Genomic DNA, 25,678 nt, shown 5'->3' with positions numbered 1-25,678 from the left:
TGTTGTATTTAACGATTGAGAAAGGCTTGACGCAGGTTCTCGCTGGCTTCCTGGAGAACCTGACATGTTTTGGCGAATGCGAAGCGGACAAGATGCTGTCCCAAATCAGTCGCCTGATAATAAAAGGCATTGCCGGGAACCACGGCGACTTTGGCTTCTGTGATTAATCGCTTGGTAAAAGATTCTGAGTTTCCTTTGTGTGCCCAGGGTTCGTAGCCGGCTAACAAGTAATAGGCACCTTGCGGTAGGTAGGGCGTAAATCCACTTTCTTGCAGCATCTTCATGGTCAAGTCTCGACGTTCCAAAAATTCCGCGCGTAACTCGGCGTAGTAAGTTTCTGGGAGGGCCAAGGCCGTAACTGCTGCATGCTGAAAAGGCGTGGGGGCACAGATGGTGAGGTAGTCATGTACCGTCCGAATCGCGGCCGTGACATCTTCGGAGGCCACCACATAGCCTAGACGCCAACCGGTCGCTGCATAAATTTTTGACAAGCCTCCGGTAATAACCAAACTCTTCAAAGTGGGAGCCAATGTTGCTGGGGCGATATGGTGATGCGGCTCATAGTAGAGGTGATCATAAATTTCATCCGTCACGACGTAGATGCCATGCTGATCCGCAATGGCCAAGATCCCTGTTAATTCGTCGTGGGTAAACACATGGCCGGAGGGGTTATGTGGAGTATTCAGAATGATAGCTCGTGTTCGAGGGCTCAAGGCTGAACGAAGCTCATCGATTGGCATGGCATAGTCTGGTGGTCGAAGCGTAACGAATTTTGGTCTGCCGCTGGCGAAATAAACTGCCGGGACATAGTTTTCGTGTGCGGGTTCAATGATGACGACTTCATCATCAGTTTCGACAAGGGCCAGCATGGAGGCCACGATGGCTTCCGTCACACCACAGGTAATGGTGACCTCGGTTTCAGGGTTAATGGAGAGACCATGCCTGTCCTTGAGATGTTGTGCGATGGCTTGGCGTAATTCTGTCAATCCCCAGGTTACAGAGTATTGATTGTGATCCTGGCTAATGGCATCAATCGCCGCTTGTTTCACCACGGGTGAAGTGGGAAAGTCAGGACGCCCTTGAGCTAAATTAATGGCATGATTCTCGAGTGCAATTCGCATATTTTCCCGAATCTGTGATGGCCCGATCTTTTTCAGTCTGGAAGGAGGTGTGAAAGAAGCTGGATTAAATTTTTGATCCTGAATAGACATGCGAAGCCTTATAGAAAAAAAGGAACTAAGAAGAAAGGTTTATGATGTATCCAATCTGGTATTATGATGTATTTAATCTGGTATAGTGATAGTAATGTTCCAAAGAGAATATGACTGAAATCTTTAACAGGATAGGAGATCTTCTCCACATCCTTCAACTGGGAAGTTTCTCGAGGATGCCGTGGCCCGACTACGCGGTTTGGCTGAGAGGAGTTATCTTGACCACCTCACGAAGCTTCGTTATCCTACCAACGTGACCGCGCAATGATTTGTCAGGAGGTGGCCCATGGAAAAACAAGAACGCAAATCGGATTCTTCCAAAACCCCATCCGTTAAGGATGATCAAGAGGTTAAGCCGAATCCAAAGGTGATCGAAACTGGCAAAAAACTTCAGGAAGATATTGATCAACTGGTCGATGAAATAGACGAAGTATTGGAAGAAAACGCTTCAGAATTCGTCAAAAACTATGTGCAGAAAGGGGGCGAATAAGCTGCCTTTCTGTTACCCTCTTTATACTTCTTTATCCCGCTGGACCGTCTGCATCTCTTCTCATTCGATTTGGTACCGTTAGATTCTTGCCGTAGTCCCTTTCCATTAGGTTCGGAGTTTGACACTCTGTAGCCCAACTCCTAAGATTCTCGCTGTTTAAGTTCAACCCTGCGTGTGGATAACATTCGCGCAATATCACTAGAAAATATGATGACCAAGAAGCACTGGATCACTAGGTCTGTTAACCAGGAACAAGTTCTCGCCCTTGCGGAAGCGATGGAGGTGTCTCCCATTACGGCCAAGGTTTTGTGGGGGCGAGGAGTGCGGGATAGCGGGCATGCTCGTCAGTGGCTTTCAAATGGGGGGGGATCTGGCCATGATCCATTTCTTCTGCCAGATATGGAAAAATGCGTCGATCGGTTAGAGCGCGCCATTCGTCAGAAGGAACGCATTTGTTTTTATGGCGATTATGATGTTGATGGCATTTCCGCCACAAGTTTGCATCTTTCGTTTTTTCGAAGTCTCGGTGCGCATGCGGAAGTGTATATTCCCCACCGTCAAGAAGAAGGCTACGGCCTCAATGAACGCGCGATTCGAAAACTGGCGGATTGCCAAGTGTCGCTTATGCTGACGGCGGATTGCGGGACAACCTCGCATCAGGAAATTGCCTTGGCGCAGCGTCTTGGTATTGATGTGATCGTGACGGACCATCATCAATTCCAAGATGACGTTCCTCAACCCTTTGCATTTATTAATCCCTATCGTTCTGACAATCTGTATCCCTTTCAGGGGCTATGCTCCGGAGGTTTGGCGTACAAAGTGATACATGCTTATTTCAAAAAATATGGGGGACGGGATGTCGTACCCGAAGATGGGCTTGATCTTGTCGCGTTGTCGTCAGTTGCTGATGTGATGCCACTTCGAGATGAAAACCGTGTATTTGTTCGTGAAGGGCTTCGTCATATTAATGAGGGAAGACGTTGCGGCATTCGAGCCCTGAAGCAAGTTTTGGGAATTGCAGGAAGTTGTTCGGCCAGTACCATTGGATTTCGGCTGGCTCCGGTGATCAATGCCGCCGGGCGATTGGCTCATGCGGAATTAGGAGTTCGGCTGTTAACCAGCGGTTCCGATGAGGAGGCCCTCTCCTTGGCTCAGAAATTAGAACACATGAATCGTCAACGTCGTGAAATTGAACAGGAAATCTTTGAAGAAGCAAAAGCCTGTGTCGAAGAGGCAAGAGAATCTCCCGTGATCGTTGTCGGAAAGCCAGGATGGCATGTTGGCGTAGTGGGAATTGTGGCGTCTCGGTTGGTGGAACGATACCATCGTCCAGCTGTGGTTGTGGCATTTGATCAGGATGGCATGGGAAAAGGCTCGGCGCGTTCCGTACCAGGGTATAATGTGTTTGATTCCTTGGCCCAATGCCAGGAACATTTACTGGCCTTTGGAGGCCACCCTGCAGCTGCGGGGGTAACCGTGTCTTTTGACTCGTTTTCGCGGTTTCAACAAAAAATGTTTGAAGTGGCGACGGGGAATATGACATCGGAACTAAAAATTCCTGTGCTGGATATTGACGCGGAGATCAATCTTTCCGAGGTGCAACCTCGCTTGCTGAAAGAATTCGATGCTTTGGATCCATTTGGTATGGGGAATCCTGAACCAACGCTTTCGGCGTTGGGTGTTACTGTTCTGGAAAAACGAATTGTGGGTGACAATCATTTAAAGTTGGTGGTGCGTCACAATGGGTCGGTTCCGATTGAATGTATTGGGTTTCGAATGGGGGAATGGTTACCCACCTTGAATGGCGCTGGCCGACAATATGATGTGGCATTTATTCCGGAAATCAATCGCTGGAAAGGATATGACCGAATTCAGCTCCGCATGAGAGATTTACGGATTTGTGAAGGAACATGAGCACGCGATGTCGTTAACCATCGTTACAGAGATCGACCAACTTATTCAGCAGGTTCAAGGCTATCATCCCGAAGCGGATGGGGCTGTGATCCGGCGTGCCTATGAGTTTTCGGCAAAAGCCCATGAAGGACAAACTCGGCGGTCGGGCGAGCCTTACCTTCGACATCCGTTAGCGGTGGCGGGAATTCTGACCTTTCTGAAGTTAGATGTCACCGCTATTGTCGCGGCTCTGCTTCACGATACCCTAGAAGATACCGTGGCCACTCAAGAGGAATTGCGCGCGCAATTTGGCGATGAGGTGACGCATTTGGTCGAAGGCGTCACGAAAATTGGGCAGATTCCTTTTCAGACGTATGAAGAAAAGCAGGCTGAAAATTTTCGAAAAATGTTGTTGTCAATGGCTGATGACATCCGTGTGGTGTTTATTAAATTGGCCGACCGTCTGCACAACATGAGAACACTTGAACATATGTCCGAAAGCAAGCGAAAACAAATTGCTCAAGAAACTGTGGAGATTTATGCTCCGTTAGCGAATCGTCTTGGTATGAGTTGGATGAAGCAAGAGCTGGAGGACTTATGTTTTCAATATTTAAAACCCGAAGCCTATAGTTTGCTCAAGCTCCGGGTAGCAAAACGGGATGAAGAGCGAGAGGCCTATGTTGAATCCATCATCCATACGACGAAGGACGCTTTGGTTTCTGCAGGATTAACCGGTGAGGTCGAGGGAAGGCCAAAGCATTTGTATTCCGTGCATCAAAAAATGGAACGACAAGGCATTACCTTTGAAGAAGTATATGACCTCGCAGCGATTCGGATCATTACCGATACGAAGATGAATTGTTATACGGTATTAGGTTTGATCCATTCTCTGTGGCCTCCGGTTCATGGCCGATTTAAAGATTACATCGCGACTCCGCGGACGAACCTCTATCAATCACTTCATACGACGGTGTTGGGTCCCCAAGGCCAACATATCGAGTTTCAGATTCGAACCGAAGAGATGCATCGTCTTGCCGAGTATGGCGTGGCTGCGCATTGGCGTTACAAAGAGCAGGCACGAGTCGGGGATCGTGATGAAAAGGTATTCAGTTGGTTACGCCAATTTGTGGAATGGCATCGGGATTTATCAGACAACCGGCAGTTTATGGATTCCGTGAAGCTCGACCTTTTTCATTTAGATGTGTTCCATGATGTTGTGTTTGCCTTTACGCCAAAAGGGGAAGTGAAGGAGTTGCCTTTGGGTTCCACTCCGCTGGATTTTGCCTATTCTATTCATACCGAAATTGGCGATCACTGCATCGGGGCCAAGGTGAATGGGAAAATTATTCCATTGCGACACAAACTGAGCAGCGGGGATACCGTTGAAATTTTAACGTCGTCGTCCCAGACTCCTCAACGGGAATGGCTCAAGTTTGTCAGAACTTCGCGAGCTCGCGCCAAAATCAAACATTGGCTGAAAGTGGAAGAGCAAAAGCGTGGACTCGAGTTAGGGCAGCGTCTTTTGGAACGAGAGTTTCGTCAGCATAATCTGCCGGCGGCTGAGTTGCTCAAATCTGATCAGTTAGAGCAGGTCGCTTTGGCTGGTGGTTACGAATCCCTCGATAATATGGCAAGAATGATTGGGTATGGACGGTTGTCAGCCGCCAATGTGGTCAATCAATTTTTAGATCCAGCCGTTCAAGAGCAGAGCGATGGTGCTGGGAGCGGGGAAACGCCGGACTCTATTCCATTGAAAAGGCCGAATAAGGCGGTGAAGGTGTTGGGTGGTCGAGATGTCATGATGCAGTTGTCGAAATGTTGTAGTCCCATTCCTGGGGATTCCATCATGGGATATCTGACCCGAGGTCGCGGCCTGACCATTCATGCCTTGGGATGTCCCAATTTGCAGGCATTGGATTATGAAAAGGATCGATTGGTGGAGGTGGAATGGGATAGCCATATCGAAGGGAATCATTCAGTCAAGGTCTGCGTATTGACCGTGGATCAACCGGGAGTTCTCGCCAAGGTGTCTTTGGCCATTTCGTCATCCCAAGCCAATATCAGTAGAGCCGAAATCACCACCAGAGAGGACCAAAAGGCCGTCTTGGATTTTGTAATTGAGGTCTCGAATGCCTTGCACCTTGAGCGAACCTTGGAAGCTGTAGGGCGGATCGAAGGGGTAATTTCTGCAAAACGAATTCGAGGGTGGGAAGATTCTCGTTAGAGATGCCTATCAGTAGGAAAACAATAGATTCCTTCTGATTTCCTCAGGGGAGTTCGATGGTGAGTTTCTTGCCTGGTGCGAGGTTCAGCGTTTTTGATCGGCCTGGACCCAATTCCAATACTGCGACGGCCGGTTTATTGGAGCGGTACCGGGGACAGAGATTGTCTTTCCGTTCGCAGATCGGAGCCGCATGTTGAATGTGAACAATAACACCCTTCTCATCGAGCCAAAGCATATCTAGAGCCATTTTGGTGTTTTTCATCCAGAAAGTCCAAATCCCGGGTTCTGGGAAGGTGAACAGCATACCTCGATCTGGGGCTAATCGTGTGCGATACATTAATCCTTGGGATCTTTGATCGGGGGTGTTGGCTATTTCTGCATAAATAGTGAAGCCATCGGGTGTTTGAATGGTGGCGAGCCCTGGGTTTAACTTGGGTGGTGGAGATGGGGGTGAAGCCAAAACAGATAGGGAGCCTGCAAATTCAAAAACAGCCAGTGCAAATACGATCAGAATTTTTTTCTGTCCTGTCATGTGCTTCCAATCAGTAAGATGCTTATACCTAGCTCTATATAACTTCTTCTCAGTGAAAAATGCTAGGGGGTAATTGGCAATGGTGATCGGGTTGCCTAAAACCCCTGGCCGCTTTTTTAAAATAATATTGATTTATGTATATTTACCTCAGTATTATTTCTTGGTCATCTTGAGATCACTTTTCCCTTAAAAATAGTCACTCATGTTTCCCATCAAACTATCTTGACGATTGTATGTCCTGTCTCTATAATGCACCGTTTGTTGGGATCGACCCGTGGGCGGTTTCGTAAGTCAAAATTCTTATTGAGCCCTAGTTCTTACCTGTAGGAATGCAGGAGGGAGAAGGGTTTTGCCTTTATCGCATCCCACCTTTTCTATTGACTATTTCCCTTAATCTTTTGATGACTTAAGGGCAGACTGCCAAAAAGTGTAGATGTAAAATGGGCAGGTACCCGAGTGGACAAAGGGGGCAGACTGTAAATCTGCTGCCATCGGCTTCCAAGGTTCGAATCCTTGCCTGCCCACCATTTTTTTGCTGGCGAGAGATTGGGTAGGGAGTGGTTGCACGAAAATTTGTCTGTTTGGTTATGAAGCCGTTCAAGAAGAACACATATGTAAACCGTGGCGGGAGTAGCTCAGTGGTAGAGTTCCAGCCTTCCAAGCTGGCTGTCGCGGGTTCAAATCCCGTCTCCCGCTCCAATACTTTCGTGAATGGGAATACCAAGGGCCTATAAGCGTAGATGTTTGATTGTCGATTTGGTCCCAGCTTTTTGAATTATGCCGAGGCCCACGTAGCTCAGTTGGCAGAGCACGTCCTTGGTAAGGACGAGGTCACGCGTTCGATCCGCGTCGTGGGCTCCACGGTTTCGATTGAATCATAATTTTTAGAAAAATTTACATTCTCACGTTTAGCTAACGGCCAGGGATGTGTCTATGGGTTCCTGGATGAGAAAGAACCCTGGGAGGGGCAGATGGCGAAGTCGAAATTTGATCGGAAGAAGCCGCATTTGAATGTGGGGACGATTGGGCACGTTGACCATGGGAAGACGACCCTGACCTCAGCCTTAACGAAGGTGATGGGGGATAAGGGGATGGCCAACTATGTCTCCTATGATCAAGTGGCCAAGGCGAGTGAATCGCAAGGGCGACGGGATCCGACCAAAATCCTGACCATAGCCATCTCGCATGTGGAATATGAAAGCGACAATCGGCATTACGCGCATGTGGACTGTCCGGGGCATGCCGACTACGTCAAGAACATGATAACCGGGGCGGCCCAAATGGATGGCGCCATCCTCGTGGTATCGGCTGCTGATGGGCCCATGCCGCAAACCCGCGAACATATTCTGTTGGCCCGGCAAGTGGGGGTGCCCTATATCGTCGTCTTTTTAAACAAAGCGGATAAAGTCGAAGATCCCGAGCTGTTGGAATTAGTGGAGCTGGAAGTGCGGGAATTGCTCTCGAAGTATCAATTCCCCGGCGATGACGTGCCCATTATTACGGGCTCGGCCATCAAAGCCATCGAAGGGGACACCAGTGACATCGGCGTACCTTCCATCATAAAGCTCTTGGAAGCGATTGACACCTACATTCCTACTCCCGAGCGCGCCATTGATAAACCCTTCCTGATGCCCATCGAAGATGTGTTTACCATCAGTGGCCGTGGGACCGTGGTCACGGGCCGGGTGGAGCGGGGGCGAGTGAAGGTGGGCGATGAAATTGAAATTGTCGGGTTAGGCAACACACAAACCACCACCGTGACTGGGGTGGAAATGTTCCGGAAAGTCTTAGATGACGGGCAAGCGGGGGATAATATTGGGGCGTTATTGCGGGGCACCAAAAAAGACGAAGTGGAGCGGGGCATGGTGTTAGCCAAGCCGAAGAGTATCACTCCACATACGAAGTTTAAGGCTGAGGTGTATGTGTTGACCAAGGAAGAAGGGGGGCGGCATACCCCGTTTTTCAATGGTTATCGTCCGCAGTTTTATTTCCGCACGACGGATGTGACGGGGATCGTGCAATTGAATGAAGGGGTGGAGATGGTGATGCCGGGGGACAACACGACGTTTACGGGAGAGTTGATCTCGCCGATTGCGATGGAACAGGGGTTGCGGTTTGCGGTTCGTGAAGGTGGGCGCACGGTGGGCGCCGGCGTGGTGACGGAAATTTTGGCATAACAGGGCGTCAGAGTTGTTTGATATTTCTGGAAAGGTGGTGGGGCCATGCGGGTCATAATTTCTTTGGCTTGTGGTGAATGTAAGCGGCGAAACTATTCGACGATGAAGAATAAAAAAAATGATCCGGATCGTTTGGAGAGAAAGAAGTATTGTCGATTTTGCCGAAAGCATGTTCCTCATAAGGAAGTAAAATAGGATGGGTAATCTTGGGCAGTCGAAAGCGAAGGGGCATGGTGTCAATGGCTAGCATGTCGGTCTCCAAAACCGATGGTCCGGGTTCGAGTCCTGGTGCCCCTGCCACTCTGTTGATGGAGGCGGCCTGGGTAGGAAGTTGGCGGAGTGTGTTTGGGCTGGAGGAGAAGTGTTGTGCGTAAATTATGGGGCAGGATTACTGAGTTTTTATCGGAAGTTAAAGCTGAATTGAAAAAGGTTACCTATCCCACTCGCGACGAGACTATTGGGTCCACCTCGGTTGTCGTGGTGTTTTGTGTCATCATGTCTTTATATCTTTCTTTTGTGGATTCAATTTTAGTGTGGCTTGTCAGCCGCATACTTTAAACAGAGTCATTTGAGGTCTATGCGATGGCCAAAAATTGGTACGTCATACATACCTACGCTGGCTATGAGGGTCGGGTAAGGGCTTCCCTGGGAGAGCGGGCGACGCAAATGGGGCTCCAGGAGGAGCTTGGCCAAGTGCTCGTTCCAACGGAAGATGTCATTGAGATTAAGGATGGGAAGCGGAGGGCATCGAAGCGGAAGTTTTTCCCAGGGTATGTGCTCGTAGAGTTGGAGGCTCCTGTTAAAGATGAAACAGTGATGATGATCAAGGACACGCCGAAAGTGACGGGATTTGTCGGAGGTGGAACGACTCCCATTCCTTTGACCAGTGAAGAGGCGGACTCAATTCTTAAGCAAATTGAATCTGGTGCTACTGCCCCCCGCGAACAGGTGTTCTTTTCGAAGGGCGATAACGTGCGAATTATTGATGGGCCGTTTATGGGATTCAATGGGATGGTGGATGACGTGGATCCTGATCATAGTCGTGTCAAGGCGTTGGTCAGCATCTTTGGGCGGTCGACTCCTGTGGAATTGGCCTTTTCTCAAATTGAGCGTGCTGGGTGATTTTGTAATCGTTCACGAATGATCCAAAAGAAAATTGGTAGCCTCTAACAAAGGCTGAACGGCATAGTTAACCGTCTGGTTAGGAAAGAGAGTACGATATGGCGAAGGAGGTCATTACTCAAATTAAATTGCAAATTCCTGCGGGGAAAGCCAATCCCGCGCCTCCAGTGGGTCCGTCGTTGGGTCAGCATGGACTCAATATCATGGAATTTTGTAAGCAATTTAATGCAAAGACTCAAAAGCAGGAAGGAAGTGTCATTCCGGTAGTGATCTCGGTCTATAAAGATCGAAGTTTTACCTTTATTACGAAGACGCCGCCAGCCACGGATTTATTAAAAAAAGCCGCCGGGATCATTAAAGGGTCTGGGGTTCCACAAAAAGACAAGGTAGGGCAAATTTCGAGAGCCCAATTGCTGGAAATTTCAAAGCAGAAAATGACGGATTTGAATGCGCTGAATATTGAGGGCGCCGTGAAAATTATTGAAGGCACGGCTCGAAGCATGGGCATTACAGTTGCGGACTAATATTCAAGGTTATTTTTTATAGGAGTGATGGCAGTGGGAAAGAAATTTCAAAACGCTGCGGCGAAAGTCGAGCCGAAATTGTACGACTTACAAGCGGCTGGTGATTTGGTCAAGGAAACCGCCACCGCCAAGTTTGATGAAACCGTGGAGCTGGCTGTTCGCCTAGGCGTTGATCCGAAGCGAGCCGACCAGATGGTTCGTGGGACCACGCTGCTTCCGCATGGAACCGGAAAAAAAGTGAGAATTTTAGTTTTTGCTAAAGGGGAAAAAGAGCAGGAAGCTAAGCAGGCGGGAGCCGATTTTGTTGGCTCTGACGATCTGCTGGAAAAAGTGAAAGGTGGCTGGCTTGAATTTGATCAAGCCATTGCGACGCCTGATCTCATGGCTTCCGTGGGTAAATTGGGAAAAGTGCTCGGCCCAAGAGGGCTGATGCCGAACCCGAAGACCGGAACCGTGACTTTTGAGGTGGGGAAAGCCATCGAGGAAATCCGAAAAGGCCGCGTGGAGTATAAGGTCGACAAGGCTGGGATTGTCCATGTCCCTATTGGGAAAGTGTCTTTTGGGGGCGAGAAAATTACCCAAAATGCCCAGGCCGTGTTTAGTTCTTTGATGAAGGCTAAGCCATCCTCAAGCAAAGGCAAGTATATCAAGGGAGCAACCATGTGCAGCACCATGGGGCCAGGAATTCAACTTGAATGTGGGGCAATTGCGCGGCAGTTTGATTGATGTGGTTGGGAAGGAGCCTTGAATGAAAAAGGAAGACAAAGTAACGGCAGTCGCCGACCTACACGAAAAGTTTTCGAAAGCCAAATTGGCCGTCGTAACAGAATGTGGCGGTATGCCGGTCAACCAGGTGACGCAATTGAGGCATCAGCTTCGTGGTGCAAAGGCTGAATTGAAAGTCGTGAAAAATACCATCGCTAAGCGAGCGGCAGAAGGCACGTCATTGGTGCCGGTTACAACCTTATTTAAAGGGCAAGTGGCCCTCGTGATTGGCTACGATGATCCGGTGCTGCCGACAAAAATTTTACGAGATTTTATTAAAGCAGAAAAATGTGATGAAAAAATATTATGGCGAGGCGGAGTGTTGGAGGGGAACACCCTCGATTCCGCCCAACTCATGGCCACAGCAGATTTACCTTCCAAGGAAGTCTTGCTATCCATGTTGCTTTCCGCCATGCAAGGCCCGATGCGCGGGCTGGCTGGGGTTATGCAAGGCATTCTTCGTGGGTTTGTGGCGGTGTTGGCCGCAATTCAAGAAACAAAGAAAGGAGATGATTCAATGGCAGCGACAGAGGCAAAACTTTCAAAAGAGGACATTCTCAGTGCGGTGGGAAGTATGACCGTATTGGAGCTTTCGGAATTAGTTAAGGGGTTCGAGGAGAAATTTGGCGTCACGGCGGCGGCGCCGGTGGCAGTTGCGGCGGCGCCTGGAGCCGCAGCGCCAGCGGCAGCGGTGGAGGAAAAGGATTCGTTTGATGTGGTCCTGACAGGTGTTCCAGCAGATAAAAAGATTCAAGTCATCAAAGTGGTTCGTGAGATCACAGGGTTGGGTCTAAAAGAGGCCAAGGACCTAGTTGAGGGTGCGCCAAAGCCTGTGAAGGAAGGCGCGGACAAAGATGAATCTGAAACGATTAAAAAGAAATTGACCGATGTTGGAGCGACAGTAGAAATCAAATAAGGTGGACGGAAGTTTCCTGTTTGCTCATGAAGAGCTGTCTAACCTGAATTGATGTCCAAGGAGCCGACTATGCCGCAACCAATATTGCCGGGAATTATCAAGCGGATGGATTTTGCCAAAATTCCATCGAGGATTGACATCCCGGATCTGGTCGAAGTGCAAAAACGATCATACGAAGATTTTCTGCAACAAGATGCTGACTCTGAGCGGCGCGCCGAAAAAGGTCTGCAAGCCGCCTTGATGAGTGTCTTTCCGATTTCTGATTACAACAACACGGCACTTCTTGAATTTACTAGTTACACCCTTGGTACGCCAAAATATGATGTGCGTGAATGTTTAGAGCAAGGCATGACTTTGGCTGCGCCAATGAAACTGCGCATTCGTTTGGTGGTTTTTGATAGTCAAGATAAGAGCGTTAAGGGAAAGGTGCTCGATGTTCGTGAACAGGAGGTCTATGTCGGCGAACTCCCGCTCATGACGGATCGAGGGACTTTTATCATTAATGGAACGGAGCGCGTTGTTGTTAGCCAATTGCATCGTTCTCCTGGGGCTTCGTTCAGTCATGATAAGGGGAGGACTCACTCCAGCGGAAAAATACTTTTTTCCGCGCGTATTATTCCCTATCGGGGCTCATGGTTAGATTTTGAGTTTGACGCCCGGGATATTTTGTATGTTCGAATCGATCGGCGCCGAAAAATGCCAGCTACGATCTTGTTAAAAGCCTTTGGTCTTTCAACGGATGATCTGCTGAAAATGTATTATCCCGTGGAAGAAATCCGCGTGGTAAGTGGGCAGTTCATGCGCAAGCTTGATGCGGATCTGCATACAGGGCTTCGTGCGACGGCTGATGTCTTTGAAAAAGGCGGAAAAGAGCCTTTAGTCAAAGAAGGTAGTCGTTTAACCAAGGGTGTCATGGCCAAACTTACCGGCGCCGGTATAAAGGAAATTCCTGTAAAGCCGGATGAACTTTTGGGGCGTGCGGTGTTGACAGAAATTGTAGATACCAAAAGTGGCGAAGTGCTCCTCGAAAAAAATCAACGGCTGACATTGCCCATTGTCGAAAAAATTCTGGAAAGTTCAATTGAAAGTTTCAAAGTCATATACCTGGATAGTTCGGCGACCACACCAGTGATTTTGGATACCCTGGATGCCGAGAAAACGACCTCCAAAGAAGAGGCCTGGGTGGAGATTTACAAGCGGCTTAGGCCTGGGGAAATGCCTTCGATTGATTCTGCCAAACTTCTTTTTGAAAATCTGTTTTTAAATCCTAAACGATATGATCTGTCCCCGGTTGGGCGCTTGAAAATGAATAGCCGGTTTGGCTTGGATCATTCACTCGATCAACGTGTCCTGACCTCGCAGGATGTGACGGAAGTTGTGCGTTGTTTGGTTGAGTTGAAAATGGGCAAGGGGGATGTTGACGATATCGACCATTTAGGAAACCGTCGTGTGCGCTCGGTGGGTGAACTTTTGGAAAATCAGATTCGGTTGGGACTTGCTCGTATGGAGCGAAGTATCAAGGAGCGCATGAATCTCTTGGATATGGAGACGGTCCTTCCTCATGATTTGATTAACGCAAAGCCTATTGTGGCGGCTATCAAGGAGTTTTTTGCTGGTAGTCAGTTGTCTCAGTTCATGGATCAAACCAATCCATTAGCCGAAATCACTCACAAGCGTCGCTTGTCAGCTTTGGGACCTGGGGGCTTGACTCGAGAACGCGCGGGCTTCGAGGTTCGCGACGTGCATCCGTCTCACTACAGTCGAATTTGTCCAATTGAAACCCCAGAAGGACCTAATATTGGTTTGATTACCTCTTTGGCCACATATGCGCGTATCAATGAATTTGGATTTATTGAAGCGCCATTTCGAAAGGTACGTAAGGGGCGGGTGGTAGACGAAGTTGAATTTCTCTCTCCTTTGGAAGGGGAGCGGTATATCATCGCTCAGGCAAATTCGAAAATTGACGAAAGTGGAAAGTTGATCTCCGAGGCTGTAACTGCTCGGTCGCAAGGTGAGTTTGTGACCACTGATCCTGATAAAGTTGATTATGTCGACGTATCGCCTAAGCAGGTTGTCAGTGTGGCCACAGCGTTAATTCCCTTTCTCGAGCATGATGACGCCAACCGGGCCTTGATGGGTTCGAACATGCAACGGCAAGCCGTCCCGTTACTTCAGAGCGAAGCACCTCTGGTGGGAACGGGGATGGAAGCGGTTGTCGCGCGTGATTCTGGGTATGTTGAGCAGGCCCGTCGCGACGGTGTTGTCGAGAGTGTGGATGCAAGGCGGATTGTCGTCAGAACGGAATTGGGTAAGAAGGATGATCCCAAACGCAAGAGTGGCAGATTTTTGGATACCTATGACTTGGTGAAGTTCCAACGTACGAACCAAAATACTTGTGTGACGCAGACCCCTGTGGTTCGTGTTGGTCAACCCGTTAAGGTTGGGCAGGTGTTGGCAGATGGCCCATCCATAGATCGTGGAGAATTGGCACTTGGGAAAAATGTGTTGGTGGGATTTATGCCGTGGGGTGGGTACAACTTCGAGGATGCAATTTTGCTGAGTGAAAAACTCGTGCGGGATGATACCTTCACGTCTATTCATATTGAAGAGTTTGAAGTTGAAGCTCGCGATACCAAATTAGGAAAAGAGGAAATTACACGGGATATACCCAACTTGGGTGAGGAAGCACTGCGGAACCTTGATGAAAGTGGGATTGTGCGGATTGGGGCCGAAGTGAAGCCTGGGGATATCTTGGTCGGAAAGGTGACTCCCAAAGGGGAAACCCAACTCACCCCGGAAGAAAAATTATTGCGAGCGATCTTTGGCGAAAAAGCTGGCGATGTGAAGGATACTTCGCTTCAGGTGCCTCCTGGCATTGAAGGAATTGTCGTTGATGTCAAAATCTTTTCCCGTAAGGGTATTGATAAGGATGAGCGATCCAAGAACATTGAATCTCAGGATCGGGTAAAGATCGAGCGAAATTATCAAGATGAACTTCGAATCATCGAAGAAGAACGCAATAAGCGTCTTCGTAAGCTCCTGTTGGGGCAAGTCGTGGGGCGTGATCTTATGGATCACGATAACGGCGATGTCATTTTGAAGAAAAAGGGAAAAATTACCGCGGATGTGTTGCGGAAATTGTCCGATGATGATGTCCGTCGAGTGATTCTTGGTGATGCGGAAGAACACAAGAAGCTTGAAGATATTGAACGGGCAGCGAAGGATCAAATTGAAATCCTCCAAACCTATTATGATGAAAAGGTTGGAAGACTTCGTCGTGGTGATGAGTTGCCTCCCGGTGTCATCAAATTAGTCAAGGTATACCTGGCGATTAAACGGAAAATTTCCGTCGGCGATAAAATGGCGGGTCGGCATGGAAATAAAGGTGTGGTGTCGCGGATTCTTCCTGAAGAAGATATGCCGTATCTTCCTGATGGCACGCCATTAGAAATTGTTCTGAACCCATTGGGCGTACCTTCTCGTATGAACGTAGGGCAAATCCTAGAAACTCATCTCGGGTGGGCGGCTAGTGCCTTGGGTCTTCACGTGGCCAGTCCGGTCTTTGATGGAGCTACGGAACCGGAAATTAAGGAACTCTTAAAGAAGGCGGGGCTGCCTCAAAATGGCCAATCCGTGGTGTATGACGGTCGCTCTGGAGAACCGTTTAAAAGCCCTGTGACGGTTGGCTATGTGTATATGATGAAATTACATCACTTGGTTGATGATAAAATTCATGCGCGTTCCATTGGTCCCTATTCTCTGGTCACCCAGCAACCGTTGGGTGGTAAAGCGCAATTCGGGGGGCAGCGTTTGGGGGAAATGGAGGTCTGGGCATTGCAAGCCTATGGAGCCGCCTCCACCTTGCAGGAATTTCTTACCGTGAAATCTGATGATGTCCCGGGTCGCTCGCGTATGTATGAGGCGATTGTGAAAGGCGAAAATTTCTTGGAGCCTGGATTGCCAGAGTCCTTCAACGTGTTGGTCAAAGAGCTCCAGAGTCTTGGACTCGATGTCGAGTTAATGAAATCCACTGAATAGATTCGTGTTAAAAGAATTTAACACGGGTGTTTAACTAGGAGGGTCGAAACTTGGAAAGCATTTATGCGCTGTTTGAAAAGCCACGCGATGCCGTGTCCTTTGATGCGATGCGTATTCGAATTGCTTCACCAGAGAAAATCCGTTCGTGGTCCTATGGGGAAGTAAAAAAACCCGAAACGATTAATTACCGATCCTTTAAGCCGGAAAAAGACGGGTTGTTTTGCGCCAAAATCTTTGGCCCGACAAAGGATTGGGAATGTAATTGTGGAAAATATAAGCGGATGAAGCATCGAGGCATTGTTTGTGACAAGTGCGGTGTCGAGGTGATCCAATCCAAAGTTCGTCGTGAGCGTATGGGGCATATTGAGCTTGCGGCTTCGGTTGCCCATATTTGGTTTTTAAAAGGGGTGCCGAGTCGTATTGGGATTCTGTTGGATATGAGTCTCAAGCAATTGGAGAAAATACTGTATTTCGAGGCTTATGTGGTGCTTGATCCAGGAGACACGCCACTGAAAGAAAATGAGCTTCTCACGGAGGAGCGGTATCGTGAATTATTTGATGAATACGGTTCCCAGGGATTTCGTGTGGGAATTGGCGCTGAAGCCATTCGTGAATTATTGCGAAAGGTCGATATCGAAGGCCTGTGGAATGAGCGGCATGAAAAAGTCAAGGCAACCACCTCCATCGCGCTGAGCAAAAAACTTACAAAGCGCCTGAAAGTGATAGAGGCCTTCCATAAATCCGGAAATAAACCGGAGTGGATGATTATGGATGTCATCCCGGTGCTTCCTCCGGAACTTCGTCCCTTGGTGCCTCTCGATGGCGGTCGGTTTGCGACCTCTGATTTGAATGATCTTTATCGTCGCGTCATTAATCGAAATAACCGATTGAAGCGATTAGTCGAATTGAAAGCGCCAGGTGTCATCATTCGCAATGAAATGCGTATGTTGCAGGAAGCCGTGGATGCGCTCTTTGATAATGGTCGGCGTGGACGGACGATTCGTGGTGCGAATAAGCGACCCCTCAAATCCTTGAGCGATATGTTGAAGGGGAAACAGGGAAGATTCCGTCAAAATCTCTTAGGAAAACGGGTCGATTATTCGGGGCGGTCCGTGATCGTCGTAGGGCCTGAGCTGAAGTTGAATCAATGTGGTCTGCCCAAGAAGATGGCGCTCGAGTTATTCAAACCCTTTATCTTCCATAAATTGGAGGAGCGAGGCGCAGCCACAACCATTAAAAGCGCAAAGCGACTGGTGGAGAAGGAGCGTCCAGAAGTGTGGGATGTGTTGGATGAAGTTATCCGTGAGCATCCTGTGATTCTCAACCGTGCGCCAACTTTGCATCGACTGGGTATGCAAGCCTTTGATCCAGTCTTAGTCGAAGGAAAAGCGATTCGCCTCCATCCTTTGGTCTGCGCGGCCTTCAATGCTGACTTTGACGGTGACCAAATGGCTGTTCATGTGCCCTTGTCCGTTGAGGCTCAAATCGAAGCCCGGGTCTTGATGATGTCGACGAATAATGTGCTGTCACCTGCTAATGGTCGTCCGTTGGCTATTCCTTCTCAGGATATGGTGTTGGGGTGTTATTGGCTTACGCAGGAGCGGGAAGGGGCCAAAGGTGAAGGCCGTATCTTATACGGAGCTGAAGAAGTGCGCATTGCTTACGACGCTGGTGAGCTTGATGAACAAGCTCGTGTGAAGGTGCGTATCAATAACGAGTTAGTCGACACAACGGTCGGTCGAGTCATCTTTGGCGAAATTTTGCCGGCATCCATTAATTTCTCGCACGTCAATCAAATTATGACGAAAAAAGAAATGACCAAGCTCATCGATGCGGTGTATCGCAAGGCTGGGCTTCATGAAACCGTCCTCATGCTGGATAAACTCAAGGAACTTGGTTTCTCTTATGCGACCAAGGCGGGTGTGTCCATCTGTATCGACAATATGCATATCCCCACGAAGAAAGAGGTCTTGCTCGGTGCGGCGAAAAAGGAAGTGGGGGAGGTGGAGTCACAATATAGCGAAGGGTTGATTACCAACGGTGAACGATACAATAAAGTTATCGATATTTGGGCTCATGTAAGTGAGCAGGTGGCCAATGAGATGATGCTCGAAATCCGTGCTGGTGGTGGTCAGGGTCCTGAAGATACCCTCAATCCAATTTTCATGATGGCGGACTCCGGTGCTCGTGGTAGTTCACAGCAAATTCGTCAGCTTGGTGGGATGCGTGGTTTGATGGCTAAGCCCTCAGGTGAAATTATTGAAACCCCGATTACCGCAAATTTCCGCGAGGGGTTGACCGTGTTGCAGTATTTTATTTCTACCCATGGTGCACGAAAAGGGTTGGCGGATACGGCGTTAAAAACCGCGAATTCTGGATATTTGACCAGGCGTCTTGTCGATATTGCTCAGGACGTTATTATTAGTGAGGAAGATTGTCTGACCACCGATGGAATTGAAGTTTCGGCATTGGTGGAAGGTGGTGAAGTAATTGAACCTTTGGAGGAACGAATTCTTGGAAGGTTGGCCGCTGGAGACATTCTCGATCCCTTAACCGGCGAAGTGGTGGTCAAGGCTGATACCGAACTGGATGAGTTCCAAGTTAAGGCTGTCAGTGAGGCCGGCATTGATCATATTAAAATCCGTTCGGTGTTGACTTGTCAGGCTCGGTGGGGAGTGTGTGTGAGATGCTATGGTCGTGATTTGGCCCGTGGTCGATTGGTGGAAAAAGGTGAGCCTGTGGGTGTAATTGCAGCACAATCAATCGGTGAACCTGGGACTCAGTTGACCATGAGAACCTTCCACATAGGCGGTACCGCGAGTAAGGTTGTAGAGCAAAGCGTGTTGGAGTCACGGCATGACGGTGTATTGAAGTACTTAAGCTTTGATGCCAAGAAAAATTCTGACTTCCATAACAGCCACATGGCCGTAAAAAATAAGCAGGGGGAATGGGTCGTAATGAACCGGAATGCGAAGATCGCGGTGTATGATGATTCCGGACGTGAACGCGAAAAACATCCGGTTGTGTACGGCGCGAAAATCAAGGTCAAGGATGGCGAACGCGTCACGGTTGGGCAGAAGCTTGTAGAGTGGGATCCTTATTCGCTCACAATCTTGACGGAGGTGGGCGGAAAGATTGCTTATGGTGATATCACCGATGGTGTCACCATGAAGGAAGAGGTGGATGAAATCACTGGCATGTCCCGGAAGGTCGTGATTGAACAGGCCGGGACGAACCTTCGCCCACGTATTTCGATTAAAGATGAATCTGGAAAAACGGCCAAGTTGCCCTCGGCAGGGTCGCAGGCTCGATACCTTTTGCCTGTGGGCGCCCATCTTTTTGTTGAAAAAGGATCAATCGTCTTTCCTGGAGATGTGTTGGCCAAGATTCCTCGAGAAACTACAAAGACCAAGGATATCACTGGTGGTTTGCCTCGCGTGGCAGAACTGTTCGAAGCCAGAAAACCCAAAGAGCAAGCTGTGATAAGTGAAATCGACGGGGAAGTTTCTTTTGGTGGATTTGTCAAAGGATTGCGGAAAGTGACCGTTGATAACAAAATGGGTGATGTGAAGGAATATTTTATTCCTCGTGGGAAACATGTCAATGTACACGAAGGAGATTGGGTTCGGGCTGGAGAGCCATTGATGGATGGTTCGGCCAATCCGCATGACATACTCGCGGTCTTGGGCCCTCGTGAATTGCAGCGCTATTTAGTGAATCAAGTTCAAGAAGTCTATCGGTTGCAGGGTGTTTCCATTAACGATAAGCATATCGAAGTCATTGCACGACAAATGCTCAAGAAAATCAGAATTGAAGATCCTGGCGATGCGAGTTTCTTGCCCGGTGCACAGGTCGGAAGATTTTCTTTCATGGATGAGAATCAACGAGTATTAGCGGAGGGCGGCCAGCCTGCGATCGGAAAACCCGTGTTGCTGGGTATTACTAAAGCCTCGTTGAGCACAGACAGCTTTATCTCCGGGGCATCATTCCAGGAAACGACTAGGGTGTTGACCGAGGCGGCTATCAATGGTCGTGTCGACGATCTCCGTGGGTTGAAGGAAAATGTTATTGTTGGACGTCTTATTCCAGCAGGGACAGGATTTTCAGAATATCGTGAAACGTTTGTTCCAAGGCCGGTTGAAGATGTTCTAGAATCGGACCCAGGAAGTGACTCAGAATCAATGGCTGTTGAAGGTGGGAAAGAATTACAGACGCAAACATCATAAATGTTTTTGAATCGCATGGTTTTCTATTGACACTAGAGTGATTGTTTCATTACAATCCGCCGGTTGCCCGCCACCTGTGTGTTAGATTCAATGAACACTTAAGTAGCGAAAAGAGAGGCACTTATGCCGACAGTGAATCAGTTGGTTCGTAAAGGTCGAAAGGCCCCAAAATTTAAAAGTAAAAGCCCGGCCTTGAATCGCTGTCCGCAACGACGTGGGGTCTGCTTGCGGGTGTATACCACGACACCAAAGAAGCCGAATTCGGCTTTGCGAAAAGTTGCGAGGGTTCGTTTGACGACTGGGGTGGAGGTGACCACCTATATTCCAGGTATGGGGCATAACCTTCAGGAGCATTCTATCGTGCTTCTTCGTGGAGGCCGTGTGAAGGATTTGCCAGGTGTACGATATCATTTGGTTCGTGGTGCGTTGGATGCTGTGGGTGTGGCCAATCGAAAACAAGGCCGATCCAAGTATGGGGCCAAGAAGCCAAAGTAGCTTAGACTTGTGTGGTTCCTTGGTTTGTTGATCATGTTTTTAGGAGTAAGTGAATAAATTATGGCACGTGGACAAAGCGCAGGGCATAGAACACCACCCCCAGATTCAAAGTTTCGCGACGCTTTGGTCGGGAAATTTATCAATATATTGATGAGTCGTGGAAAGAAGAGTACGGCCCAGGCAGTATGTTATGGCGCCTTTGAAATGGTGGAATCAAAGACGGGTGGTGATCCACTGAAAGTATTTCATGCCGCCCTCGGTAATGTGAAGCCGATGGTGGAGGTGAAGTCTCGTCGGGTGGGTGGTGCTTCGTACCAGGTTCCTGTTGAAATTCGTCCGGTTCGGCAGATGGCGCTCGCCTTTCGCTGGATTAAGCAGAGTGCGCTTTCTCGGTCTGGTCGTAGTATGGAAGAGAAGCTTGCCGCTGAATTAATGGATGCGGCCAATAGCGCCGGTGCTGCAGTTAAGAAGCGTGATGAAACGCATCGAATGGCTGAAGCGAATCGGGCGTTTGCTCATTATCGTTGGTGACTTGTGGGATGGTGCTGTAGTTGGGCACACCCTGTAATGCCCTAACGTATTCCTTATTTTATTTTTTATTGGGGGTCGTGAAGGTGAGGGTGCCGCTACAGCATTTGTGTGCTTTCAAGAAGATGAGGGAAAATTGAGTCGAGGATACCCATTAGAGCGGACCCGTAATATTGGCATTATGGCGCATATTGATGCCGGTAAAACGACCACAACTGAGCGAATTTTGTTTTATACCGGTGTGTCTCACCGCATTGGAGAGGTGCATGAAGGCGCGGCTCAGATGGACTGGATGGAGCAGGAGCGTGAGCGTGGGATTACCATTACCTCTGCTGCCACCACCTGTTTTTGGAAAGATCATCGCATCAATATAATTGACACTCCAGGGCACGTCGATTTTACCGTGGAAGTTGAGCGTTCTCTTCGAGTGTTGGATGGGGCTGTGGCCGTATTTGATTCCGTCATGGGTGTGGAACCCCAGTCTGAGACTGTTTGGCGACAAGCGGACAAGTATCATGTCCCGCGAATTGCTTTTTTAAATAAAATGGATCGGGTGGGTGCGGATTTCTTTAACAGTATTCAGACCATTATCGATCGTCTTGGGGCCAATCCCATTCCCATTCAATTACCAATTGGGAAAGAGGCGGATTTTCTTGGCGTGATTGACCTGGTCTCAATGAAGGCCATTGTGTGGAATGATGAATCCCTTGGCGCTAGCTATGAAGTGGGGGAGATTCCCTCTGATCTGTTGTCGATGGCCGAAGAATATCGTGAAAAAATGCTGGAGGCTGTGGCTGAATTCGACGAAGTTTTACTTGAGCGTTACCTCAATGGGGAAACCCTCAATGAAGCTGAGATAAAGCGGGCTATTCGTATGGGGACGAATCAGCTAAAGGTAACTCCGGTCTTGTGTGGCACGGCTTTTAAAAATAAGGGCGTTCAGACTTTGTTGGATGCCGTGGTTGACCTGTTGCCCTCGCCGTTGGATGTTCCTGAGGTTGAAGGGGTGCACCCAGACTCTGGGGAGGTCATGCATCGAAAAGCCAATGATGATGAACCATTCTCCGCCCTTGCTTTTAAGATTATGACGGACCCCTTTGCTGGTCAGTTGACATACTTCCGTGTCTATTCTGGGAAATTAGAAACAGGTTCCTATGTCTATAATGTGACGCAGGGAAGGCGTGAGCGCATCGGTCGGCTCCTGAAGATGCATGCCAATAAGCGCGAAGATATTGATGTAGTGTATTCCGGGGATATTGCGGCCGCCGTGGGAATGAAGGGTGCACGGACAGGGGACACATTGGCTGATGAGAAGAAGCAAATCCTGTTAGAGGTAATTAAATTTCCTGAGCCAGTCATCTCTATGGCAGTGGAACCAAAAACCAAGCAAGATTTGGAGAAACTTGGATTTTCCTTGGAAAAGCTTGCTCAGGAGGATCCTTCATTTCATGTTCGCACTGATGACGAAACAGGCCAGACAATTATTTCTGGTATGGGGGAGTTGCATTTAGAGATTATTGTCGATCGGTTGGTCCGAGAATTTAAGGTTCAGGCAAATGTGGGGAAGCCTGAAGTTGCCTACCGTGAAACGATCCGTAAGAAGGGCGAAGCCGAAGGGAAATATATCAAGCAGTCTGGGGGGCGCGGCCAGTATGGTCATGTCGTACTAAACGTGGAGCCGTCAGAACCTGGGATTGGTCTTGAGTTTGTTAATAAAATTGTTGGGGGAATCATCCCGAGGGAATATATCCCAGCTGTCGAAAAGGGCGTGAAAGAGCGGATGGAGACTGGGGTATTAGCCGGGTATCCCATGCGTGATGTGCGTGTGACGTTGTTCGACGGTTCATTTCATGAAGTGGATTCCAATGAAATGGCCTTTAAGATTGCTGGGTCAATGGCCTTTGAGAGCGCTTGTAAAAAAGCTGATCCTGCCTTGCTTGAGCCAATTATGAAAGTTGAAGTGTTGGTGCCGCAAGAGTTCATGGGGGATGTCATTGGAGATTTAAATTCCCGGAGAGGTAAGGTTCGGGGGATGCAGTCCCGTGCAGGATCTCAAGCGGTGGATGCCGCGGTCCCTTTGAGCGAAATGTTTGGATATTCCACTTCGCTTCGGTCAAAAACTCAAGGGCGTGCCACCTATTCAATGGAATTTGAGCAATATGATATCGTCCCAAAGCTGATTTCCGAGCAAATCATGGGGAAGCAGCGCGGCGAGTCGTAATCACATAAATAAAGTGTTAACTGTAATCGAAAGAATTGGTTGAGCAAATTATTCTTTCGTTTGGATTGCCTAAGAAAAGTCGCATTTGTAAAGGGAGGGGCAGATGGCGAAGTCGAAATTTGATCGGAAGAAGCCGCATTTGAATGTGGGGACGATTGGGCACGTTGACCATGGGAAGACGACCCTGACCTCAGCCTTAACGAAGGTGATGGGGGATAAGGGGATGGCCAACTATGTCTCCTATGATCAAGTGGCCAAGGCGAGTGAATCGCAAGGGCGACGGGATCCGACCAAAATCCTGACCATAGCCATCTCGCATGTGGAATATGAAAGCGACAATCGGCATTACGCGCATGTGGACTGTCCGGGGCATGCCGACTACGTCAAGAACATGATAACCGGGGCGGCCCAAATGGATGGCGCCATCCTCGTGGTATCGGCTGCTGATGGGCCCATGCCGCAAACCCGCGAACATATTCTGTTGGCCCGGCAAGTGGGGGTGCCCTATATCGTCGTCTTTTTAAACAAAGCGGATAAAGTCGAAGATCCCGAGCTGTTGGAATTAGTGGAGCTGGAAGTGCGGGAATTGCTCTCGAAGTATCAATTCCCCGGCGATGACGTGCCCATTATTACGGGCTCGGCCATCAAAGCCATCGAAGGGGACACCAGTGACATCGGCGTACCTTCCATCATAAAGCTCTTGGAAGCGATTGACACCTACATTCCTACTCCCGAGCGCGCCATTGATAAACCCTTCCTGATGCCCATCGAAGATGTGTTTACCATCAGTGGCCGTGGGACCGTGGTCACGGGCCGGGTGGAGCGGGGGCGAGTGAAGGTGGGCGATGAAATTGAAATTGTCGGGTTAGGCAACACACAAACCACCACCGTGACTGGGGTGGAAATGTTCCGGAAAGTCTTAGATGACGGGCAAGCGGGGGATAATATTGGGGCGTTATTGCGGGGCACCAAAAAAGACGAAGTGGAGCGGGGCATGGTGTTAGCCAAGCCGAAGAGTATCACTCCACATACGAAGTTTAAGGCTGAGGTGTATGTGTTGACCAAGGAAGAAGGGGGGCGGCATACCCCGTTTTTCAATGGTTATCGTCCGCAGTTTTATTTCCGCACGACGGATGTGACGGGGATCGTGCAATTGAATGAAGGGGTGGAGATGGTGATGCCGGGGGACAACACGACGTTTACGGGAGAGTTGATCTCGCCGATTGCGATGGAACAGGGGTTGCGGTTTGCGGTTCGTGAAGGCGGGCGCACGGTGGGCGCCGGCGTGGTGACGGAAATTTTGGCATAGGTTGAGGGGGTAGAGCGTGGTAAGTGTGGATCAGCGAATTCGTATCCGGTTGAAAGGGTTTGATTACCGGATTCTTGATCAGTCAGCGCGTGAAATTGTCGATACGGTTAAGCAGACTGGTGCGAGAGTGGCTGGCCCTGTTCCGCTTCCTACCCGAATTGAAAAGTTTACGATTCAGCGTTCGACTCATGCTGACAAAAAATCAAGAGAGCAATTTGAAATTCGAACCTATAAGCGATTGCTGGATATTCTTGAGCCAACTCCAGACACGATGGATGCTCTAATGAAATTAAGTTTGGCTGCCGGAGTGGATGTCGAGATTAAATTGTGATGACCATTTTTTTAAGTGTTGTCTGGTTTGGGTGAGGATGTAGCATTATGAGTGGTGGATTGTTGGGAAAAAAATTGGGGATGACTCAGGTGTATGATGCAGAGCGTCGTCTTTACCCTGTGACGGTGGTAGAAGCGGGTCCTTGTGATGTTACCGCTGTCAAAACATTGGACCGAGATGGGTATGAAGCCATTCAATTGGGATATCGCGAGGTGCAGGAACGAAAGTTGACTAAGGCTCAAATTGGTCATCTTCGGGCATCTGGTAGTAAGAAGCTCTGGAAATCTTTAAGGGAGTTTCGTGGTTCATCAGACAAGCAAATTGGGGATACCGTATCCGTTGATTTGTTTGAAAACGGTGAGTTGGTCGATGTGCAAGGGGTATCCAGGGGGAAGGGTTTTCAGGGTGTGATGAAACGCCACAATTTTGGTGGTGGGCCAGCTACTCATGGATCCATGTTTCATCGTGCTCCAGGTTCTGTTGGTGCGAGTTCTTTTCCTTCAAGAGTGTGGAGAGGAAAGAGGCTTCCTGGCCATATGGGTGCCCAACGAGTGACAGTTCGTGGTTTGAAAATTGTTGAAGTGCGCCCAGAGGAAAACCTTCTGTTAATTTTTGGAGCAGTTCCCGGACCTCCTGGTGGCTATGTTGTCATTCAGAAGGTTCGGAAAAAGTAATT

General features: G+C 48.8%; 20 protein-coding genes, 4 tRNA genes and 1 pseudogene. 23 read left to right on the top strand and 2 right to left on the bottom strand.

Annotated features, from left to right (window positions below):
• Window positions 1-8: 8 nt before the first annotated feature.
• A complete protein-coding gene (locus PPG34_RS16115; RefSeq protein WP_313834462.1) occupies window positions 9-1,211 on the bottom strand; it encodes a pyridoxal phosphate-dependent aminotransferase in 1,203 nt (400 codons plus the stop codon).
• 286 nt (window positions 1,212-1,497) lie between these two features.
• On the opposite strand from PPG34_RS16115, the gene PPG34_RS16110 reads away from it, so the two are divergent.
• The 3 genes from PPG34_RS16110 to PPG34_RS16100 all read left to right on the top strand — a co-directional run bounded on the left by PPG34_RS16110 (window position 1,498) and on the right by PPG34_RS16100 (window position 5,818).
• Window positions 1,498-1,701, top strand: a complete 204-nt coding sequence (locus PPG34_RS16110; protein ID WP_313834461.1) for a ubiquitin-like protein Pup — start codon at window positions 1,498-1,500, stop codon at window positions 1,699-1,701.
• 207 nt (window positions 1,702-1,908) lie between these two features.
• Window positions 1,909-3,615, top strand: coding sequence for a single-stranded-DNA-specific exonuclease RecJ (recJ, locus tag PPG34_RS16105; protein ID WP_313834460.1), 1,707 nt, complete (start codon window positions 1,909-1,911; stop codon window positions 3,613-3,615).
• A gap of 7 nt (window positions 3,616-3,622) precedes the next feature.
• Complete coding sequence (locus PPG34_RS16100; RefSeq protein WP_313834459.1) at window positions 3,623-5,818, top strand: RelA/SpoT family protein; 2,196 nt, start codon at window positions 3,623-3,625, stop codon at window positions 5,816-5,818.
• 43 nt (window positions 5,819-5,861) lie between these two features.
• Here the strand turns inward: PPG34_RS16100 and PPG34_RS16095 are convergent, their stop codons facing one another.
• Entirely contained in the window at window positions 5,862-6,350 is a 489-nt protein-coding gene (locus PPG34_RS16095) for a DUF192 domain-containing protein (RefSeq protein WP_313834458.1), read from the bottom strand.
• A gap of 442 nt (window positions 6,351-6,792) precedes the next feature.
• On the opposite strand from PPG34_RS16095, the gene PPG34_RS16090 reads away from it, so the two are divergent.
• From PPG34_RS16090 to rplC, 20 genes and pseudogenes are all read left to right on the top strand, one after another.
• Window positions 6,793-6,877 (top strand) — tRNA-Tyr (locus tag PPG34_RS16090).
• Window positions 6,878-6,974: 97 nt separating this feature from the next.
• Window positions 6,975-7,049, top strand: a tRNA-Gly gene (locus PPG34_RS16085).
• Between the two features lie 86 nt (window positions 7,050-7,135).
• Window positions 7,136-7,211: transfer RNA gene (locus PPG34_RS16080), tRNA-Thr, on the top strand.
• 110 nt (window positions 7,212-7,321) lie between these two features.
• A complete protein-coding gene (tuf, locus tag PPG34_RS16075) occupies window positions 7,322-8,527 on the top strand; it encodes an elongation factor Tu (protein ID WP_313834448.1) in 1,206 nt (401 codons plus the stop codon).
• Between the two features lie 45 nt (window positions 8,528-8,572).
• A complete protein-coding gene (gene rpmG / locus PPG34_RS16070) occupies window positions 8,573-8,722 on the top strand; it encodes a 50S ribosomal protein L33 (protein ID WP_313834457.1) in 150 nt (49 codons plus the stop codon).
• Window positions 8,723-8,751: 29 nt separating this feature from the next.
• Window positions 8,752-8,827 (top strand) — tRNA-Trp (locus PPG34_RS16065).
• Between the two features lie 66 nt (window positions 8,828-8,893).
• A complete protein-coding gene (secE, locus tag PPG34_RS16060; RefSeq protein ID WP_313834456.1) occupies window positions 8,894-9,085 on the top strand; it encodes a preprotein translocase subunit SecE in 192 nt (63 codons plus the stop codon).
• A gap of 24 nt (window positions 9,086-9,109) precedes the next feature.
• Complete coding sequence (gene nusG, locus PPG34_RS16055) at window positions 9,110-9,649, top strand: transcription termination/antitermination protein NusG (RefSeq protein WP_313834455.1); 540 nt, start codon at window positions 9,110-9,112, stop codon at window positions 9,647-9,649.
• 98 nt (window positions 9,650-9,747) lie between these two features.
• A complete protein-coding gene (rplK, locus tag PPG34_RS16050; protein ID WP_313834454.1) occupies window positions 9,748-10,173 on the top strand; it encodes a 50S ribosomal protein L11 in 426 nt (141 codons plus the stop codon).
• 24 nt (window positions 10,174-10,197) lie between these two features.
• Window positions 10,198-10,899 carry a 50S ribosomal protein L1 gene (rplA, locus tag PPG34_RS16045; protein WP_313834453.1) on the top strand — a complete coding sequence of 234 codons (702 nt, stop codon included), beginning with the start codon at window positions 10,198-10,200 and terminating at the stop codon, window positions 10,897-10,899.
• Window positions 10,900-10,921: 22 nt separating this feature from the next.
• Window positions 10,922-11,428, top strand: a pseudogene (rplJ, locus tag PPG34_RS16040) (50S ribosomal protein L10); the annotation flags it as partial.
• 27 nt (window positions 11,429-11,455) lie between these two features.
• On the top strand, window positions 11,456-11,854 hold the full coding sequence (gene rplL, locus PPG34_RS16035) for a 50S ribosomal protein L7/L12 (RefSeq protein ID WP_313834898.1): 399 nt from the start codon (window positions 11,456-11,458) through the stop codon (window positions 11,852-11,854).
• A 69-nt stretch (window positions 11,855-11,923) separates the two neighbouring features.
• Window positions 11,924-15,892: a DNA-directed RNA polymerase subunit beta gene (gene rpoB / locus PPG34_RS16030; protein ID WP_313834452.1), complete on the top strand. Its 3,969-nt coding sequence runs from the start codon at window positions 11,924-11,926 to the stop codon at window positions 15,890-15,892.
• A gap of 50 nt (window positions 15,893-15,942) precedes the next feature.
• Complete coding sequence (gene rpoC / locus PPG34_RS16025; RefSeq protein WP_420888107.1) at window positions 15,943-20,118, top strand: DNA-directed RNA polymerase subunit beta'; 4,176 nt, start codon at window positions 15,943-15,945, stop codon at window positions 20,116-20,118.
• A 123-nt stretch (window positions 20,119-20,241) separates the two neighbouring features.
• Complete coding sequence (rpsL, locus tag PPG34_RS16020) at window positions 20,242-20,613, top strand: 30S ribosomal protein S12 (RefSeq protein ID WP_313834451.1); 372 nt, start codon at window positions 20,242-20,244, stop codon at window positions 20,611-20,613.
• Between the two features lie 60 nt (window positions 20,614-20,673).
• Entirely contained in the window at window positions 20,674-21,144 is a 471-nt protein-coding gene (gene rpsG / locus PPG34_RS16015; protein ID WP_313834450.1) for a 30S ribosomal protein S7, read from the top strand.
• A gap of 133 nt (window positions 21,145-21,277) precedes the next feature.
• Window positions 21,278-23,362, top strand: a complete 2,085-nt coding sequence (gene fusA / locus PPG34_RS16010; protein ID WP_313834449.1) for an elongation factor G — start codon at window positions 21,278-21,280, stop codon at window positions 23,360-23,362.
• Window positions 23,363-23,465: 103 nt separating this feature from the next.
• Complete coding sequence (tuf, locus tag PPG34_RS16005) at window positions 23,466-24,671, top strand: elongation factor Tu (protein WP_313834448.1); 1,206 nt, start codon at window positions 23,466-23,468, stop codon at window positions 24,669-24,671.
• Between the two features lie 25 nt (window positions 24,672-24,696).
• On the top strand, window positions 24,697-25,002 hold the full coding sequence (gene rpsJ / locus PPG34_RS16000; protein ID WP_313834896.1) for a 30S ribosomal protein S10: 306 nt from the start codon (window positions 24,697-24,699) through the stop codon (window positions 25,000-25,002).
• Window positions 25,003-25,049: 47 nt separating this feature from the next.
• A complete protein-coding gene (gene rplC / locus PPG34_RS15995; RefSeq protein WP_313834447.1) occupies window positions 25,050-25,676 on the top strand; it encodes a 50S ribosomal protein L3 in 627 nt (208 codons plus the stop codon).
• Window positions 25,677-25,678 lie beyond the last annotated feature (2 nt).

This window comes from Candidatus Nitronereus thalassa (assembly GCF_032191465.1).
Taxonomy (GTDB): domain Bacteria; phylum Nitrospirota; class Nitrospiria; order Nitrospirales; family UBA8639; genus Nitronereus; species Nitronereus thalassa.
Note: the sequence above shows the minus strand (reverse complement) of the source record. Positions and strands in the feature narration are given on the sequence as shown.